Origin of the sequence: Oceanicola sp. D3 (assembly GCF_006351965.1) — a bacterium.
Classification (GTDB): Bacteria; Pseudomonadota; Alphaproteobacteria; order Rhodobacterales; family Rhodobacteraceae; genus Vannielia.
This window is the reverse complement of the sequence record NZ_CP040932.1, coordinates 3576295-3593223: the sequence shown is the minus strand read 5'-3', so window position 1 is coordinate 3593223 and position 16929 is coordinate 3576295. Positions and strand designations below refer to the sequence as shown.

The following is a 16929-nucleotide window of genomic DNA, read 5'->3' as shown; positions in this document are numbered from 1 at the left end:
GGGCAAGCCCCGCCCTGCGTCAGCCCGCGATCAGCTCGCTTTGCTTCACGATCACCTCGGCCTGTTTGATCGAGGCGATATCGACGAGGCGGCCCTTGTAGACGGTCGCGCCCGCACCCTCTGCTTTGGCCTTCTCCATTGCGGCGAGAATTTCGCGGGCCTCGGCCACGGCCTCCTCGGATGGGGTGAACACCTCGTTGGCCAGCGCCACCTGCTTGGGGTGGATCGCCCATTTGCCAACCATCCCGAGGGTGGCCGAGCGGCGGGCCTGGGCGCGGTAGCCCTCATCGTCGGAGAAGTCGCCAAAGGGCCCGTCAACCGGCAGCACGCCATGGGTGCGGCAGGCGGCGACAATGGCGGTTTGCGCCCAATGCCACGGGTCGGAGTAGTGGCGCGCTTCTCCGTGGAGCATGTAGTAATTTTCCTGCGTGCCGCCGATGCCGGTGGTTTGCATGCCCATGCTTGCGGCGAAGTCTGCCGCGCCAAGGCTCATCGCGGCCATGCGGGGGGAGGCGGCGGCGATTTCTTCGACGTGAGCGATGCCAGCGGCGCTCTCGATGATGACCTCAAAGCCGATCGGCTTTTTGCGGCCCTTGGCGCTTTCGATTGCCGTGACGAGGGCATCGACCGCGTAGATATCCGCCGCGCAGCCGACCTTGGGGATCATGATCTGGTCGAGCCGGTCTGAGGCGTTTTCCAGCAGGTCCACCACGTCACGATACCAAAACGGCGTGTCGAGCCCATTGATGCGCACCGAGAGCAGCTTGTTGCCCCAGTCGACATCGCCGATGGCGGCGATGATGTTTTTGCGGGCCTCTGGCTTGTCATCGGGGGCAACGGAATCTTCCAGATCGAGGTTGATCACATCCGCCGCCGAACTGGCCATCTTCTCGAAGATCGCCGGGCGCGAGCCGGGGCCGAAGAGTTGGCAGCGGTTGGGGCGCGAGGGCGGGGCGGGCTGGAGGCGGAAGGACATTGGCGGACCTCTGGGTAATGATGTGTCGCAGGCGGTTGGTGTGGGGATAGATTGTTGCGCCGTCAATCGCAAGCCGATTTCGCACCTGCAGCAATGGCGGCTAGGCGGCGTGGGGCCGATGCGGCATAGTTGGCGCATTCATCGGAGGTATTATCATGCGTTTTTACTTTATTCCCGCCGTTCTCCTGTGCAGCGCCGCCCCAGTTGCGGCAGAGCCCGTGGGCGTGCCATCGGGCTGCGCGGTGACGGCGACCATGCTGCGGAGCAATTGCGAGATGGTTCAGGTTTTGCGCTGCGAGGCCGATGCCGAGGCGGGGCCACAGCGGGTAGATGTGTATCTCGACGGCACCTATCTGGGCGAGGAGGAATGGCAGGTTATCGAGATGGTGCGCTGGCGGCGTGGCAACAGGTTGCAGGAGATGGCAGCGCAAGAGGGCAGCTATGCGGCGCTGGCCACACTGAGCGCGGGCGAGGTGATGGAGTTGAAGGCCGACAGGAGCCGCCGGATGACGGGCACCGACACGCCTGCAATGGTTGACCCATTCGACATTCGCATCGAGGCGCTGGGTGAGGGGCGGCGCGAGCTGGCCTCGGGGCAGCGGCGGATGGTGAAGCGGTTTCGCTACAGCTTTACCGCGCCCAAGGAAGAGAGCGGTGACACCGTGATGGAATATGACCCGGCCCTTGGCCTGCCGATCTGGGCCGAAAGCTGGACAACGCGGGGGGCTGAGGCGGTTTATGGCCCCGGGCACACGAGCTTCATGAGCGGCGCGGCGCCGGAGGGCGCGCCTTGCACGCCAAATTAGGGGCCAAAGGGCACCACGGCGGCGCGAAAGCGGCTTGAAGAGCAGGCATTGCGCGAAGATTTTGCGCAACTTTCGGGTGGGTTCGGATGTTCTTGCACATATGCCCGCCGAGCCGGGGCAGATCGGCAAGAATTCTTGCCTGCCCGGCCCTAGGTTGGGGGTAACACCAACAGGAGCTGCCCAGATGATCGAGACGCCGTATCTTCTTTTCCTCGGAGACGCCCCGGATGCCCTCGCGGCCAAGGTGGCACAGGGTATCAAGGATTGGCGGCCCGAAAACGCGGTGGGCCAGCTCAGCCTGCCGGGCTGCAAGGCCGATATGAAGCTGACAGAGCTGAGCATCGAGCAGGCCGTGGAGGCGGGGGCGAAGACGCTGGTGATCGGCGTGGCCAACCGGGGCGGCAAGATTGCGCAAAACTGGATGGATGTTCTGGAAAAGGCGCTGATCGCCGGGCTTGATCTGGCCTCCGGCCTGCACAACCTGCTGCGGAACGAGCCGAGCCTTGTGGCGCTGGCCGAGGAGCATGGGCGCCAGCTGCACGATGTGCGCATCCCCAGCGTCGAATATCCGATTGCCAGCGGTGAGCCCCGCAGCGGCATGCGCCTGCTGGCGGTGGGCACTGATTGCTCGGTGGGCAAGATGTATACCACGCTGGCGATGGATGCCGAAGCGCGCAAGCGGGGCCTCAAATCGACCTTCCGGCCCACCGGGCAGACCGGCATCCTGATCACCGGCGATGGGGTGCCGCTGGATGCTGTCATCGCGGATTTCATGGCCGGGAGCATCGAGTGGCTGACGCCTCCAAATGACGCCGACCATTGGGACATGATCGAGGGGCAGGGCAGCCTGTTTCACCCCAGCTACTCCGGCGTGACGCTGGCGCTGGTGCATGGCGGCGCGCCGGATGCGCTGGTGCTCTGCCACGAGCCGACGCGGCCCCATATGCGCGGCCTGCCGGGCTATGAGCTGCCGACGCTGGAGGCGCTGCGCGACCTCTCGCTCACAATGGCGCGGGTGGTGAACCCCGGGGTCGAGGTGATCGGGATTTCGATCAACACCCAGCACATGAGCGAAGCCGAGGCGGAGGCCTATCTGGCAGAGGTGGAAGAGCGCATGGGCCTGCCCACGGTGGACCCGTTCCGCCAAGGCGCGGCACGGCTGGTGGATGCGCTTCCCGCGCCCAAGGCGTAGCCGCGAGGTGGGCAGATTGCTCACCCTACGGGGCCGGGCTAGGCTGGTCGGCAACAGATAACGGAGACCCCGATGCAGATCACTGCAAAGACAGAGCAATTTGCCCTGAAGGTGCCTTTCACCATCTCGCGCGGCACCAAGGTGGCGGCCGATGTGGTGACGGTGGAAATCCGCGAGGGCGGGGCCATTGGCCGGGGCGAATGCGTGCCCTACGCCCGTTATGGTGAGAGCCTTGCCAGCGTGATGGACCAGATCAACGGCCTGCCGGAAAAGGTGAACCGTGCCGATCTGCTGCGGCTTCTCCCCTCGGGCGCGGCGCGCAACGCAGTGGATTGCGCGCTTTGGGACTTGGAAGCCAAGCAGCGCAGCGAGCGGGTGTGGGCGCTGGCCAGCCTGCCGCAGCCCGGGCCGGAGATTTGCGCCTATACCCTGTCGCTGGGCGAGCCCGACGAGATGGAGCTGGCCGCCCGCGAAAACGCGCATCGCCCGCTGCTGAAGATCAAACTCGGCACCCCGGAAGACATGCCCCGGCTGGAAGCCGTGCGCCGGGGCGCCCCGCGCTCACGGCTGATCGTTGATGCCAATGAGGGGTGGAGCGCGGAGATCTACAGCGAGCTGGCTCCCTACCTCTTGCGCCTGGACGTGGGGCTGGTGGAGCAGCCGGTGCCCGCCGATCAGGACGAGAGCCTGATTGGGCTGATAAAGCCAGTGCCGATTTGCGCCGATGAAAGCTGCCATGACCGGGAGAGCCTGAAGCACCTCAAGGGCAAGTATGACGTGATCAACATCAAGCTCGACAAGACAGGCGGGCTGACCGAGGCCCTCGCGTTGAAGCGGGCGGCGCAGGAAGAGGGCTATGGCATCATGGTGGGCTGCATGGTGGGCACCTCGCTTGGCATGGCCCCGGCAGTGCTGGTGGCGCAGGGCGTGGGCTTCACCGATCTCGATGGCCCGCTGCTGCTGGGCGAAGACCGGATGCCGCCGCTGGCCTATGACGGGCGCGGCGTTCACCCGAGCCAGGCTGCGCTCTGGGGATGACCCTGCCCGTCGCGCATCTGCCCACGCCGCCTGAGCGGTTTGCGGTGATCGCGGACGTGCATGGCAATGCCGATGCGCTGGCGGCAGTGCTGGCGGAGATCGACGGCGAGGGGCTGGGCCAAATCGTCAACCTCGGAGACCATCTGAGCGGCCCGCTGGACCCTGCGGGCACGGCGGAGCTGCTCATGGCACGGCCCGGCATGGTGTGCATCCGGGGCAATCATGACCGCTACCTGCTGGAAGATCCGATGGCGCAGATGAGCGCGACCGACCGGGTGAGCCGCGAGGCGATCGGACCCGCCGAGATGGACTGGCTTGCAGCCCTTCCGGTGACTGTGTGGCTGGGGGACGATGTGTTTGCCTGCCACGCCCGGCCCGCGCGGGACGATGAATACCTTATGGATGTGATTGACGGCGACGGCGTGGCCGAGCGGCCTACCGCGGCGGTGGCGGGCGGCCTTGAGGGGATAGAGGCCGGTCTGGTGCTCTGCGGCCATTCGCACCTGCCCCGGGTGATGGAGGTCGGGGACACACTGGTGGTCAACCCCGGCTCGGTGGGCTGCCCGGCCTATGAAGACGGCGCGCCCGCGCCCCATGCCGTGCAGAATGGTGCGCCCGAGGCGCGATGGGCGGTGGTGGAGCGCGCCGCCGATGGCTGGGCCGTGGAGCTTCGACAAACCGCCTATGACACCGCCCGTATGGTCGCCATGGCGCACGCCTATGGCCGCGACGACTGGGCGCGTGCGGTTCGGACAGGGTGGATCCGCGGGTGAGAACGGCGCTGGAAACCTGCGCCACCGGGCGGGCGATGGTGCGCGGCAAGGGTTTTGACGCCGACGCGCTGCCCGCAGGGCTGGAAGAACTGGCGCTTTACGAGGTGCGCAAGGCCGATCTGCCGCGACTGGCCGGGCTGGCCCGGGTGCCGCTGAAGGTGCTGGAGCTGCGCTGGGTCACGGCCCCGGATTTCACCGCGATACCTCTGCCGGAGGGGCTGGAGGAATTGGAGATCTGGCACTCTCCGAAGCTGAAAAGCTGCGATGGCATCGGACAGGCGCCGGGGCTGCAGCGGCTGAAGTGGTGGGACACCGGGGCGCTGGAGGATGGCTCCGCGCTGGCCGGGTTGCCGGAGCTGAGGGTGCTGGAGATCGAGGGCGGGATGAATGCGAAGCAGAAGGTCGCGAGCTTCGACTTTCTGCGCGGTCTGCGCTTGGAGCGGCTGGCCATGAACGGGATCGCGCCAGCGGGGCTTGATGTGGCGCCGGTGCTGGAGATGAAAAGCCTGCGGAAGGTGGAGGTGCACGGGAGCGACCTCGACATCGACAGTGTCGCCGCCCTTGCCGCGCGCTTTCCGGGCGTGCACCGGCAGATCGTGGAGCTGGAGGACTATCCGGCCAGCCTCGGGATGCGCTGCAAGGCATGCGGTGGCGTGCAGAAGATGCTGCGGCTGCGGCGGCGCAAGTTTTTGTGGTGCCCGGCGTGCGAGGCGGAGGCGCTGGGCCGGGTTCTGGCGGATTTCGAGCGCCGCGTGGAGGCGGCTCGACAAGGGCGGGGTGGCGGCCTATCACCCGGTAAACCAAGCAAAGGAGCCTCAGCATGAGCCGGATCGTCTATGTGAACGGAGAGTATCTGCCGGAAGAGGAGGCCAAGGTTTCGGTCTTCGACCGGGGGTTTCTCTTTGCCGATGGCGTTTATGAGGTGACAACCGTTCTAGGCGGCAAGCTGGTGGATTTTGGCGGCCACGCCAAGCGGCTCTGGCGCTCGATGGCCGAGCTGGAGATGACACCGCCCTGCACCGAAGAGGAGCTGCTGGGCATTCACCGCGAGTTGATCGCGAAAAACGGGCTGGAGGAGGGGATGATCTACCTTCAGGTAACGCGCGGCGCGGCGGATCGTGATTTTGCCTTTCCGCCCGAGGGCACCGCGCCAACGCTGGTGCTGTTCCACCAGGAAAAGCAGATCGCCGAGAGCCCGGTGGCGGGCAAGGGGATCAGCGTTGTCTCTATCCCCGACGAGCGTTGGGGGCGGCGCGATATCAAGACCGTGCAGCTGCTTTACCCGTCGATGGGCAAGATGGCGGCCAAGAAGGCGGGCGCCGATGACGCATGGATGGTGGAAGATGGCGCAGTGACCGAGGGCACCTCGAACAACGCCTATATCGTCAAGGGCGGCACCATCATCACCCGCCAGCTCGGCACCGAGATCTTGCACGGGATCACCCGCGCTGCCGTGCTGCGCTTTGCCCGTGAGGCGCAGATGAAGGTGGAGGAGCGGCCCTTTACCATCGAAGAGGCGCAGGGTGCGGATGAGGCCTTTGTCACCTCGGCCTCGGCCTTCGTGATGCCGGTGGTTTCGGTGGACGGCGCACCGGTGGGCGAGGGCAAGCCCGGGCCGGTGGCTACGCGTCTGCGCGAGATCTACATCGACGAAATGAAGAAGGCCGCGGTGTAGCGCCCGGCGCAGGGCGCGCCGCCTGCTCTCCCGCGCCGCTGCGGCGTGTTCCGGCTGCCCCTGTGCCGGGCTTTGGCCTTGCACTTTGGGGTGGCTTGCGGGCACCATGCGGCCACGCCGAGGCGTTGATTTGAGAACCGGGAGATTTTGAAACGTGCGCAAGCTCTTGGGCGGGGCAGTTCTGGTGGGCGGTGTGCTGGTGCTGGGGCTTTATGCCGGAGCACGGCCCGCACCTTCGATCGAAGAGAGGATAAACGCGCAGGCGGCTGCGGCGGTGCAGGGCTCGGTTCACGGGCTTTCTGCAACGGCGCGGGGCCGGGACATCGTGCTTTCGGGCGTGGCCGACAGCGAGGCGGAACATGCCCGCGTGATGGCCGCGCTGGATGCCGTGCCGGGCCGCCGCGTGGTGCGCTCGCAGGCTGATATTCTTCCACTGGCCGACCCGTTCACCCTGCGCGGGGCAAAGGGGCCGGGCGGCCCTGTCTGGAAGGGCCATGTTGCATCGGAAGCGGCGCGCGCGGCGCTGGCCGAGAAGATCGGTGCGGAGGCCGCCGGTGAGCTGGAGCTGGCAGGCGGTGCCCCGGCGGGTTGGGGCGATGCCGCACTGGCCGGCACGCAGGCGCTGTTGCCGTTGGAGCGCGGGCAGGTTGTGCTGGAGGGGCAGACGATTGCGCTGAGCGGCGTTGTCACCACGCCGACGGAACAGGCCGCCGCAGAGGCCCCGCTGGTGGTGTTGCCCGAGGGCTGGACGGCAGAGGTGGACCTGACCACGCTGGACGATGGCACCCCATTCGCACTGGATATCGAGGCCGAGGGCGGCAATGTGACGTGGAAGGGCGGAAAGCTGCCCGCGGCGGTGGACCCGCTGGACCTCGACACCGCCTATGGCGCGCCGGTCGCTGGCGATATTGCGGTGTCGCGGATCGGCGAGGGCGAGGCGGATTTTGCCGGGGCGGCGCAGGCCGGAATGACGGCGCTGTCGCGCTTGATGCGCGGGCGGCTGCGGATTGAAGGGCAGACGCTGGCGCTGACCGGCCTTGCGGCAGACCCGGAGGCCGCCGCAGCGGCGCGGGCCGAGCTGGAAGGCCTGCCCGAGGGCTTTACGCCGCTGGTTGAGCTGGAGCTGAACGACGACGGCAAGCCCTATGCCCTGACCCTGCGAAAATCGGCCAGCGGGCTACAGGCCAGTGGCAAGCTGCCCGCCGCGATGGCCGAGGATGACCTTGTGGCGCTGGCTGGACAGGAGCCGCGCGGCGATTTGGCGATGGCGCGGATCGGGGCGGAAGAAGAGACATTCACCCTCGCCGCCCGCGCCGCGCTGAAGGCCGTAGCCGCCGTGAAGACGGCAGATGTTGCGCTTTCCCCGGAGGGGCTCTCCTTTGTGGCGCTGGCCGCGACGCCGGATGCGGCAGCGGAGGCCGAGGCGGCGCTGATGCCGGTGACAGGCAGCATGCCGATGTCGATCCAGATTGACGTGGAAGACGATGGCGCGCCCTTTGCGCTTGTCGTCGAGAAACCGGTGGACGGCGCGTGGAAGGTCTCTGGCAAGGTGCCGGCGGTGCTGGAGGGCTTTGACTATGCCGCCGCCGCCGGGGTGGACGCGCTGGAGGCCGGTGAGGTTGCAGTGGCGCGGATCGGCGGCGAGGCGCATGGCTTTGCAGATGCGGTGCCCCCCGGGCTGGCGGCGCTTTCTGTGCTGAACACCGGCAGGCTGACGGTGCGCGAAGGCGCGGTAGACATCGAGGGCGAGGCCGATGACCCGCAGGCCGCCGCAGAGGCCGAGGCGGCGCTGACCGCGCTGCCCGAGGGGTTTGCGCCCGCGCTGGCGCTGGATCTGGTGGATGACGGCACGCCACCGGGCTTTACCTTCTCCTACTCCGTCGCAGAGGGCGGTGCGCTCAGCGGCAAACTCCCTGCCGGGATCACCCCGCCAGACATTGCGGCCCTCTCCGGGCTGGACAGGCTGGCGGGCACGCCGGGCCAATCGCGCGATGACGAAACCGGCGCCGCGCCGATGCGGCAGGCGCTGGCGGCGCTCGCGCCCTGGATGGGCGAGCTTGAGGCGGTGCAGCTGGTGCTGGGCGAGGGGGGCACGGTGCGCGCCGATGTTACCGCAAGCCCGGGCGTGGATGGCGCGCTGTTGCAGAGCCAGTTGGCCGAGGCGCTGGGCGGCGAGGTGACACTGGCCGTTGCGGATGCCGAGGGCGCTGCCGAGGGCGATTTGCGCGACAACCCGGCGCTTGGTGCGCAGCAGCGCCTTTCGGGTGGCATATGGCTGCCGGTTGTGAGCGGCTTCGAGACCACCGTTGAGGGCTGCAACGCGGCCACGCAGGCGGCGCTGGAGGGGGAGCGGATTGGCTTTGTCACCGGGGCCTTCCGGCTTGATGCGGCCTCGTTCCGGGCGGTCAATGCCGTGGCGGCGGTGGCGCTGGAGTGTGGCGCGGCGGGGCTGACGCTGGCGCTCGGCGGTCACACCGATGCCACCGGAAACCCGGAAAGCAACAGGGCGCTGAGCCAGAAGCGGGCCGAGGTTGTGGCCGAGGCGCTGGCCGCCCGTGGTGTACCGGAGCGCGTGCTGGAGGCCACAGGCCACGGCGCTGACGAGCCGGTGGCCGACAATGACACCGCAGAGGGCCGCGCCCGCAACCGGCGCACCACCCTCGCGTGGAAAGACTAGAGAAGGACGCGAGATGTTTCAGAACTGGGGCTTTCTGCTCACCGAAATCTGGCTGTTGCTGGCCCTTGCCGCCCTTGTTGGGCTGGTGGCGGGTTGGATCATCTGGGGCAAATCCGAGCCTCTGGCCGAGGCAGGCGAGGAGGTGGATCAGGTGGCCTTCGATCAGGCCCGCGCCAATGAGCACCGGCTGCGCGCCGAGCGCGACGAGCTGCTGGCCCGGCTGGATCGCTGCCGCTCGGATGGCGAGAAGAAAGACGCGCGGATGAAGGAGATGGAAGGCGAGCTTGACGAGCTGCGCGGCGAGGCCGCCTTCACAGCCCCGCTTCCGGCCTTCGAGGCCGAGGATGACGAGATTCGCGCCTTTGACGAAACCTCGGGCACGCCCGCAGAGCCGGCGGAAGACGCCACGCCCGATTTCGATGGCGATGGGGTGCGTGAGGGCACCGAAGAGGGCAGCGCCCCCGCCACCCTCGATGCCCCCCGCGAAGGCGCGCCGGATGACCTGAAGAAGATCAAGGGTGTGGGCAAGAAGCTGGAGCAGTTGCTGCACGAGATGGGCTTTTATCACTACGACCAGATCGCCGGATGGACTGACGAGGAGGTGGCATGGGTCAATGCCAACCTCGTTGGCTTCAAGGGCCGGGTGAGCCGTGACAACTGGGTGGAGCAGGCCAAGGTGCTTGCCGCTGGTGAGGAAACGGCCTTTTCGAAGCGAGTCGACCGGGGCGGCCTTTACGACTGAGGCTTGGCGTTGGCGGCCGGGCTTTTTGCCTTTTCGTAAGACTGCTGAGGCGTGCGGGGTGCGAGGCGTTGCGCCTGCGTGCTGAGGCCTGCGTGGCCGCTGGTTAAGGGGCTAGGCGCTCGTTGGCCCAATGGGGCGGCGCGACTGGCTGCCCGCCTCACACTTTCGCACATTCAAAACAGCGCTGTGAGTTTGGCTGCTCCTTTGGGGTGCGCCTGCCTCGCGGCGCGGCTCGGGTTCAAATCAATCGAGAAGTGATTGTAGGCAATAATCCGCCGCACGGATGCAATTGTTATCATTTTGTATACAAAAACGTTGTCGAGTTAACTATGCCCCGATAGGTTGTGCGGGAGTGGTGATGTTTATCCGAGCGATGGGAGGGCGCGGATAGGCGGATGGGCCGCCCACGGGGCGATGGTGCGTGTTGTTGCGCCATTTCCGGGCGGCTCCCGAAAGACGCCGGAAAGGCGCGCAGGACCAGGCCCACCGCACACAATCAGAGGGAGGATACCTCATGACATTATTCGCACGACTGGCTGGCACGACCATGCTGGCGCTTGCGCCGGGCCTTGCATCCGGCGAGGTCACCAAGTTCGAGATCACATCACAGGCCCCGGCCTTCGAAGGGCAGAGTTTTGGCGACGCGGGCGCCTATGAGCGGATCGACGCGCTGGCGACCATTGCCATCGACCCGACATCGGAGCGCGCCGCCGGGATCGTCGATCTCGACAAGGTGCCAACGAATGACGCGGGGATGGTGGAGTTTACCGCCGAGGTGGCGATCCTGCGCCCGGCGGGCGAGGGCTCTGGCGTGCTGTTTTACGAGGTGGTGAACCGTGGGCGTAACCTGTCGTTCATGGGGCTGAACCTGTCACCGGGCGGCTCGGGCTTTGATATCAGCAAGCCGGGCGACGGCTTTCTGATGAACCGGGGGCACACGCTGGTCTGGAGTGGCTGGCAGACCCATCTGGGCGAGGATTTTCTGAACCTCAACCTGCCGACGGCTGAGGGCGTAACGGGCCAGTCGCGCGAGCAGTTCATCTTTGACGACGGCGAGACCGTGAGCACCGGAACACTGACCTACCCGGCGGCGGATATGGACCCGGCCAAGGCCACGCTGACCGTGCGCGCCGACACCGACTCACCGCGCGAAACGCCGGAGGGCCTGAGCTTTCGCTACATCGACGAACGCACGGTAGAGATCACCCGGCCCGAGGGCGTGGACGGCGGCGCGATCTATGATTTCGTCTACCCGGCGAGCGAGGCGGTGCCAGCGGCACTCGGCTTTGTCGCGGTGAGCGATGTCGTGTCTTTCCTGCGTGGCAACACCGGCACAGAGGCCGAGCGTCCGACGGGCGAGATCACCGAGGCGCTGGGGATCGGCATCTCGCAATCCGGGCGGTTCATGCGCGACCTGATCTATCAGGGCTTCAACGCGGATGAAGCGGGCAACACGGTGTTTGACGGGGCGATCGTGCATATCGCCGGGTCGCGCAAGACCTTCACCAACTACCGCTTCGCTTTGGCCGGGCGCTACTCTCGCGCGCATGAAGACCATGACTATCCGGGCGATCAGTTTCCGTTTTCCTACGCCGAAACCAGCGATCCGCTGACCGGACAGACCGACAGCATTCTGGCCACCTGCACGGCGAGCGAGACCTGCCCCAAGATCATGCATGTGGATACCGACACCGAGTTTTGGCAGGGCCGGTCCTCGCTGGTGTCAACCGCGCCGGACGGCACGCCGCTGGAGATGCCCGAGAACGTCCGGCTGTATTATCTGGCCGGGGCGCCGCATTTTAACGGTTGGGGCGGTGCGCCGGGCGAGGCGAGCACCTGTGACTACATGACCAACCCCCTCAGCCCCGCGCCGGTGCTGCGTGCGCTTGAGGTTGCACTGGAGGATTGGGTGCGCGAGGGCACCGAGCCGCCGCAAAGCGCCTTTCCCGGCCTTGGTGGCGAGGGGCTGGCGAGCCCTGACAAGCTGGCGCTGCCACAGCTTCCGGGCGGCACGCCGGAGCCTGAGCCGAACGATCTGCACGTGATGGATCACGGCTCCAACCCGCCAGCCGAGGGCGAGGCCTATGCGCTGATGGTGCCCGCGCTGGATGCGGACGGGATCGCCGAGGTTGGCGTGAAGCTGCCCTATGTGGCGGTGCCGACGGGCACCTACATGGGCTGGAACCTGCGCAGCGAGGGCTTTGCCGATGGCGAGCTGTGCAGCCTGACCGGCAGCTTCCTGCCCTTCCCCGCCGAGGCGGCAGAGGGAGACAGCCGCCAGCCAATCGCGGCGCGCTATACCGATGAGGCGGCCTATAAGGCGGCCATCGAGGCGGCTGCAGAGTCGCTCGTCGACAAGCGGTTGATGCTGGAAGCCGACGTTGACCTTGTGGTCAGCGAGGCCCCGGCGCTGAACGCCGCGGCGCAGTAACAGGGGCGCGGGCGGGCGCATGCGTGCCCGCCCCAAGCTTCAGCGTCGGCGGGGGCTCAGCCCTTGCCGACGTTCTCTTCAAAGGCGGTTTTGAACGCCTCTTTCTGACTGTCGTTCGCCTCGGGCTGCTGCGCTTTCCAGTCGCCGTAGGGCATGCCGTAAAACAGCTCGCGGGCCTCTTCCTTGCCCATCTCGATGCCGCGCTCGGCGGCGGCTTCCTGCATCCATCGCGACAGGCAGTTGCGGCAGAACCCGGCGAGGTTCATCAGGTCGATGTTCTGCACGTCAGTGCGCTTTTCCATCAGGTGCTTTTGCAGCGTCCGGAAGGCGGCGGCTTCAAGCTCGGTGCGGGTGGCGTCGTCCATGGGGATCCTCCTTGTTGGGGTAGAGAATGGGCTTGGTCGCGGTGGAAGCAAGGGGTGAAGGCAGTTGGTTTGCCGTCATTGGGGGCAGAGGCAACGCGGAAGACAGCTATGAGCCCAAGGTGACCGATGCTGCGCTTCGAATGAATGTCAGATACTGCTTTTCCAGTCCTGCGACTGCGAGCACATTTTTCGGTGTGCTCTTGGGATTTGCAACGCAAGGAGCGTGGGTAAAGTGAAAAAGAGCCTTCTGGCCTACACGGCGTCATTCTTCGTTGGCTTCTTCATTTGGCTTGGGTTTGGTGTGATCGAGGCCACAAATCCGATTGTACCGTGGGAGTATCCGATTTTGGGTCTGTTCACAGGCTGGTCATATCCGAGTGGAGCATCAGCAGAACTCCACTATTTAAGTCACGTGGCTGAAACGTGGTTCCCGTTTCTGGCAGCCTACCTCACGGCCAATCTAGTGACGAGGCGCCAAGCCCGTTTCGTTGGGGCTCTGGTACTTTATGTGGCCTTCCTCATTTGGTCCCTTGGACTATTGGTGCTCACGGAACTTGGGCTGAGCATCAATACGGCCTTTATTGTCGGTTTCTTGGGAACGATGTTCGGCGGTGCATTCATTTATTTGAAGATAGTCGCTCCTGAACAATTGCTAGAGTAGCGTATCGCGTCAATTCTGAAGCGGACATTGAGGGCAAACTGTCCAACGGTAGCTCCGTCAGCAAAGCTGATCCGATGTTCAGTGCTGCGCTGGCTAGGCGCCTGCAAGCTACGTCGCCTTCTTGGGCCGGGTGTGAAAGCGCTATCTCCCCGATGCCTCCAGCGCCTCTTCCAGCAGCGGCGCCAACCGCGCGGCCCAGGCGGCTTGCTGGGCGTCGGTTTCGATCAGGTCTTGCCGAAGTTCGATCAGCACGTTGGGGCGGCCGTGTTGCAGGGCGTGGCGGTCGACCGCGTCGCCGGGCAGGTGGCCGCCGTAGGGCTCGTTATCGCCCACCACGAGGTCGGGCTCGCGGCGCAGGCGGGCGATGAGGGCGTTGGCGAGGGCCGGGTCGACATGGGAGTGCAGCACGCCGACTTGCCAAGGCCGGGCCGGGCGACCCTTGAGCTTGGGGGTGAAGCTGTGGACCGAGCAGAGCACCGGGGCCTCGCGGGCCCCCAGCAGCTCGGTCAGCGCGTCGTGGTAGGGGCGGTAGCAGAGGGCCTTGCGGCGCTCCAGTTCTTCCGGCCCGGCGTGGCGGTTGCCGGGGATGATCGTGCCGTCATAGAGCTTCATCAGCAGGGTCGGATCATCCTCGCCGCGGTTCGGGTCGATCACCAGCCGGGAGAAGTTTGAGCAGATCGCAGGCCCGCCCAACTGCTCGGCCAGCGCAAGCGCAACACCGGCAGCACCGGGATCGAAGGCGATGTGGCGGGCCATGTCTTCGGCGGGCAGGCCGAGGCTGCCGCCGTTCACCTCGGCGGGCACAAAGTTTGTTGCGTGGTCACACGTTACGCACCAGCGCCCAGTGCGCTCGCGCCCGTGAAGGGAGTAGGGGTGATATGTCATGGCGGTGTTTTGATTTCGGGTCATGCTCTGATAGGCAAGAGGGGCGCGGGATACCAGAGCAACCAAGCAGTGCCCCCCTTCCCGTCGCGCCGCTTTAGCGCTAACAGAGGGCAATCGAGATCAGGAGAGCCACGAGATGAAACGCAACCGAAACGTTAAAATCGTGGCCACGCTCGGCCCAGCCTCGGACACCTACGAGATGATCCGCAACCTGCATGAAGCCGGGGCCGACGTTTTTCGTCTGAACATGAGCCATGGCTCCCATGAAGAGATCAAGGCGCGCCACGAGATGATCCGCCAGGTTGAGCAGGATGTGGGCCGCCCGATCGCGATTCTGGCGGACCTTCAGGGCCCCAAGCTGCGCGTGGGCACTTTTGCGGGCGACAGCGAAGAGCTGGTGGAGGGTGCCAAGTTTCGCCTCGATCTGGACCCGACGGATGGCGATGCCAGCCGCGTTTGCCTGCCGCACAAGGAAATTTTTGACGCGTTGGAGCCAGGCTCTAGCCTGCTGGTCAACGACGGCAAGATCCGCCTAAAGGTGACGGAATGTGGCAGCGACTATGCCGATTGCGAGGTGATCGCCGGGGGCACCATCTCCAACCGCAAGGGGGTCAACGTGCCCGATGTGGTGCTGCCGCTGGCGGCGCTGTCGGAGAAAGACCTGAAAGACCTCGAGTTCGTTTGTGCGCTTGGCGTCGACTGGCTGGCGCTGTCTTTCGTGCAGCGCAAGGAAGACGTGCTTCAGGCGCGGGAACTGGCCAAAGGCCGTGCCGCCATTCTCTCGAAGATCGAGAAGCCTGCCGCCGTGAAGGCGTTTGAAGAAATTCTCGAAGTCTCCGACGGCATCATGGTGGCGCGCGGCGATCTGGGCGTGGAACTGCCGGTGCAGGCGGTGCCGCCGATCCAGAAGCGCCTTGTGCGCACCACCCGCTCTGCCGCCAAGCCGGTGATCGTGGCCACGCAGATGCTGGAAAGCATGATCGAAAGCCCGATGCCGACCCGCGCCGAGGTGTCGGACGTGTCCAACGCGATCTACGAGGGCACCGATGCGATCATGCTCAGTGCCGAGAGCGCGGCGGGTGATTATCCGATTGAAGCGGTGCGCATGATGGATGCGGTGGCGCAGGAGGTGGAGAGCGATCCGACCTATCGCAATGTGATCGAGGCGGCTCGCCGGATCGAGCGCTCGACCGTGGCCGATGGGATCGTGAGCGCCGCGCGCGAGATTGCCGAGGCCACCGACATCAAGGCCATCGCCTGCTTTACCCAGACCGGCACCACCGCCACCCTGGTGGCGCGGGAGCGCCCGGAGGTGCCGATCCTTGCGATGACCAATCACATCAGCACCGCCCGCCGGCTTGCGCTGACATGGGGCTGCACCTGCGCCATCACCGCCACGCTGGAGCGCTTCAAGCAGGCCGTGGTCAGCGGTGCCCGCGCTGCCCGCGAGCTGGGAATGGCGACCGAGGATGACCAGATTGTTGTGACCGCGGGTGTGCCCTTCAACGTGCCCGGCTCCACCAACATCCTGCGGGTCGCGCCCTGCGCCGAGCGCCTCATCTTCCCCTCCGACCCGGAGTAACCCACCGTCGCCCTGCGGCCACGCCGGGCCGCCCTGAACTGGTTTCCGCGCGGAACGATTGATTTTCTGCGCGGGTGCCGGAATACTTGCCGCTAAGGCAAGGAAATGCAGCGCAGTTCAGGAGTGGGTTTGTGTATATCGACCCGGACGTCATTTTTGTGATCGGCATGGTCGTGGGGCTGCTCGCGGTCCCGGCGCTGATCGGCGCTTTCTCGGAAAGCCGGACGCCCCGCGCGGCGGCGATCATGGTGCTGATCTCGGCGGGGCTGATCTCTGTTGCCGTCTTGCGCAAGCCGGGCGGCTACTCGCTGAGCACCGCGCCGGATGTGTTCATGAATGTGGTTTCCAGTATCGTGAACTAGAAGGCCGCGGCGAAAAGCCCTTCGGTTGCTGCCCAGGCCCGCGCGGTGGCACGGGCGTCAAACTGCTTGCCGCCTGCCTTGTCCTGCGCCTTGGGGTTGGTAAAGGCATGGCCCACACCGCCCATTGCGAGGATTTGCCAATCGGCCTCGGCCGCATCCAGCTCTTTTGACAGGGCCAGCACATTTTCGGGCGTGGCCAGCGGATCATCCCAGCCGTGCAGCGCCAGAACGCTGGCGGTGATGCGCGGCGCAACGTGCCATGTGGGCGCATCGAAGAGGCCATGAAAGCTGGCAACGGCCTTCACATCCGGCTCGCCCATCCGCGCCAGATCGAGCACGCATTTGCCGCCAAAGCAAAAGCCGATGGCCCCGTGCTGGCCGTTGGTCACGCCCGAGCCGCGCATCCAGTCGAGGGCGGCCCCGATGCGGCGGCGCAATTCGCCCCGGTCGGCGTTGAGGCCGTTCATCAGGCTGCGGCAGTCTTCCGGGCCTTCGGGCGCACGGCCATAGGTGTCGGCGACGAAGGCGGCATAGCCCATTGAGGCAAGCCGCTCGGCGGCGTCCATTTCCACCGGGCTGCGCCATGCGATGGAGTGAAAGATCAGCACGCCGGGGCGGGGGCCCGACTGGGACGGGTCGGTGACGATGGTTCCGTGAAAGTCGTCGTAGGTTTGGTCGAGCTGCTGCATGGCGCGGGCCTTTCTGCGAGGTCGGATCGGGGCGCAGGGTGGCTGCACCGGCGGGCGGTGTGGAGGGGCCAGAAT

General features: G+C 66.1%; 16 protein-coding genes. 12 read left to right on the top strand and 4 right to left on the bottom strand.

Going from position 1 to position 16929, the window contains the following annotated elements:
- Nucleotides 1–19: 19 nt before the first annotated feature.
- The gene (locus FHY55_RS18010) at nt 20–976 is read right to left on the bottom strand and encodes an L-malyl-CoA/beta-methylmalyl-CoA lyase (protein WP_140015504.1); all 957 of its coding nucleotides are present in this window, start codon (nt 974–976) and stop codon (nt 20–22) included.
- Between the two features lie 155 nt (nt 977–1131).
- On the opposite strand from FHY55_RS18010, the gene FHY55_RS18005 reads away from it, so the two are divergent.
- From FHY55_RS18005 to FHY55_RS17965, 9 genes are all read left to right on the top strand, one after another.
- On the top strand, nt 1132–1782 hold the full coding sequence (locus FHY55_RS18005; RefSeq protein ID WP_140015503.1) for a hypothetical protein: 651 nt from the start codon (nt 1132–1134) through the stop codon (nt 1780–1782).
- Nucleotides 1783–1966: 184 nt separating this feature from the next.
- Nucleotides 1967–2974 (top strand): N-acetyltransferase DgcN, encoded by a 1008-nt coding sequence (gene dgcN / locus FHY55_RS18000; protein ID WP_140015502.1) that lies wholly within the window; start codon nt 1967–1969, stop codon nt 2972–2974.
- Between the two features lie 72 nt (nt 2975–3046).
- Nucleotides 3047–4012 carry an N-acetyl-D-Glu racemase DgcA gene (gene dgcA / locus FHY55_RS17995; protein WP_140015501.1) on the top strand — a complete coding sequence of 322 codons (966 nt, stop codon included), beginning with the start codon at nt 3047–3049 and terminating at the stop codon, nt 4010–4012.
- Nucleotides 4009–4785: a metallophosphoesterase gene (locus FHY55_RS17990; protein WP_140015500.1), complete on the top strand. Its 777-nt coding sequence runs from the start codon at nt 4009–4011 to the stop codon at nt 4783–4785. Before dgcA ends, FHY55_RS17990 begins: the two co-directional genes overlap by 4 nt.
- The gene (locus FHY55_RS17985) at nt 4782–5609 is read left to right on the top strand and encodes a hypothetical protein (protein WP_140015499.1); all 828 of its coding nucleotides are present in this window, start codon (nt 4782–4784) and stop codon (nt 5607–5609) included. The genes FHY55_RS17990 and FHY55_RS17985 overlap by 4 nt, the downstream gene beginning before the upstream one ends.
- Complete coding sequence (locus FHY55_RS17980) at nt 5606–6460, top strand: D-amino-acid transaminase (RefSeq protein WP_140015498.1); 855 nt, start codon at nt 5606–5608, stop codon at nt 6458–6460. Before FHY55_RS17985 ends, FHY55_RS17980 begins: the two co-directional genes overlap by 4 nt.
- Nucleotides 6461–6614: 154 nt before the next feature.
- Complete coding sequence (locus tag FHY55_RS17975; protein WP_140015497.1) at nt 6615–9137, top strand: OmpA family protein; 2523 nt, start codon at nt 6615–6617, stop codon at nt 9135–9137.
- A gap of 13 nt (nt 9138–9150) precedes the next feature.
- Entirely contained in the window at nt 9151–9879 is a 729-nt protein-coding gene (locus FHY55_RS17970) for a hypothetical protein (protein ID WP_140015496.1), read from the top strand.
- 514 nt (nt 9880–10393) lie between these two features.
- Nucleotides 10394–12310: an alpha/beta hydrolase domain-containing protein gene (locus FHY55_RS17965; RefSeq protein ID WP_140015495.1), complete on the top strand. Its 1917-nt coding sequence runs from the start codon at nt 10394–10396 to the stop codon at nt 12308–12310.
- Between the two features lie 56 nt (nt 12311–12366).
- Here FHY55_RS17965 and FHY55_RS17960 read toward each other — a convergent pair whose 3' ends face one another.
- Entirely contained in the window at nt 12367–12675 is a 309-nt protein-coding gene (locus FHY55_RS17960) for a DUF1244 domain-containing protein (protein ID WP_140015494.1), read from the bottom strand.
- A gap of 232 nt (nt 12676–12907) precedes the next feature.
- Here FHY55_RS17960 and FHY55_RS17955 point away from each other — a divergent pair, with 232 nt between their 5' ends.
- On the top strand, nt 12908–13336 hold the full coding sequence (locus FHY55_RS17955) for a hypothetical protein (protein ID WP_140015493.1): 429 nt from the start codon (nt 12908–12910) through the stop codon (nt 13334–13336).
- A 141-nt stretch (nt 13337–13477) separates the two neighbouring features.
- Here the strand turns inward: FHY55_RS17955 and FHY55_RS17950 are convergent, their stop codons facing one another.
- Nucleotides 13478–14221 carry an N-formylglutamate amidohydrolase gene (locus FHY55_RS17950; protein ID WP_140016184.1) on the bottom strand — a complete coding sequence of 248 codons (744 nt, stop codon included), beginning with the start codon at nt 14219–14221 and terminating at the stop codon, nt 13478–13480.
- A 136-nt stretch (nt 14222–14357) separates the two neighbouring features.
- Here FHY55_RS17950 and pyk point away from each other — a divergent pair, with 136 nt between their 5' ends.
- A complete protein-coding gene (gene pyk, locus FHY55_RS17945; protein WP_140015492.1) occupies nt 14358–15803 on the top strand; it encodes a pyruvate kinase in 1446 nt (481 codons plus the stop codon).
- Between the two features lie 131 nt (nt 15804–15934).
- The gene (locus FHY55_RS17940; protein WP_254695363.1) at nt 15935–16165 is read left to right on the top strand and encodes a hypothetical protein; all 231 of its coding nucleotides are present in this window, start codon (nt 15935–15937) and stop codon (nt 16163–16165) included.
- Here the strand turns inward: FHY55_RS17940 and FHY55_RS17935 are convergent.
- Entirely contained in the window at nt 16162–16854 is a 693-nt protein-coding gene (locus FHY55_RS17935; RefSeq protein ID WP_168223055.1) for a dienelactone hydrolase family protein, read from the bottom strand. The genes FHY55_RS17940 and FHY55_RS17935 overlap by 4 nt on opposite strands.
- Between the last annotated feature and the right edge of the window lie 75 nt (nt 16855–16929).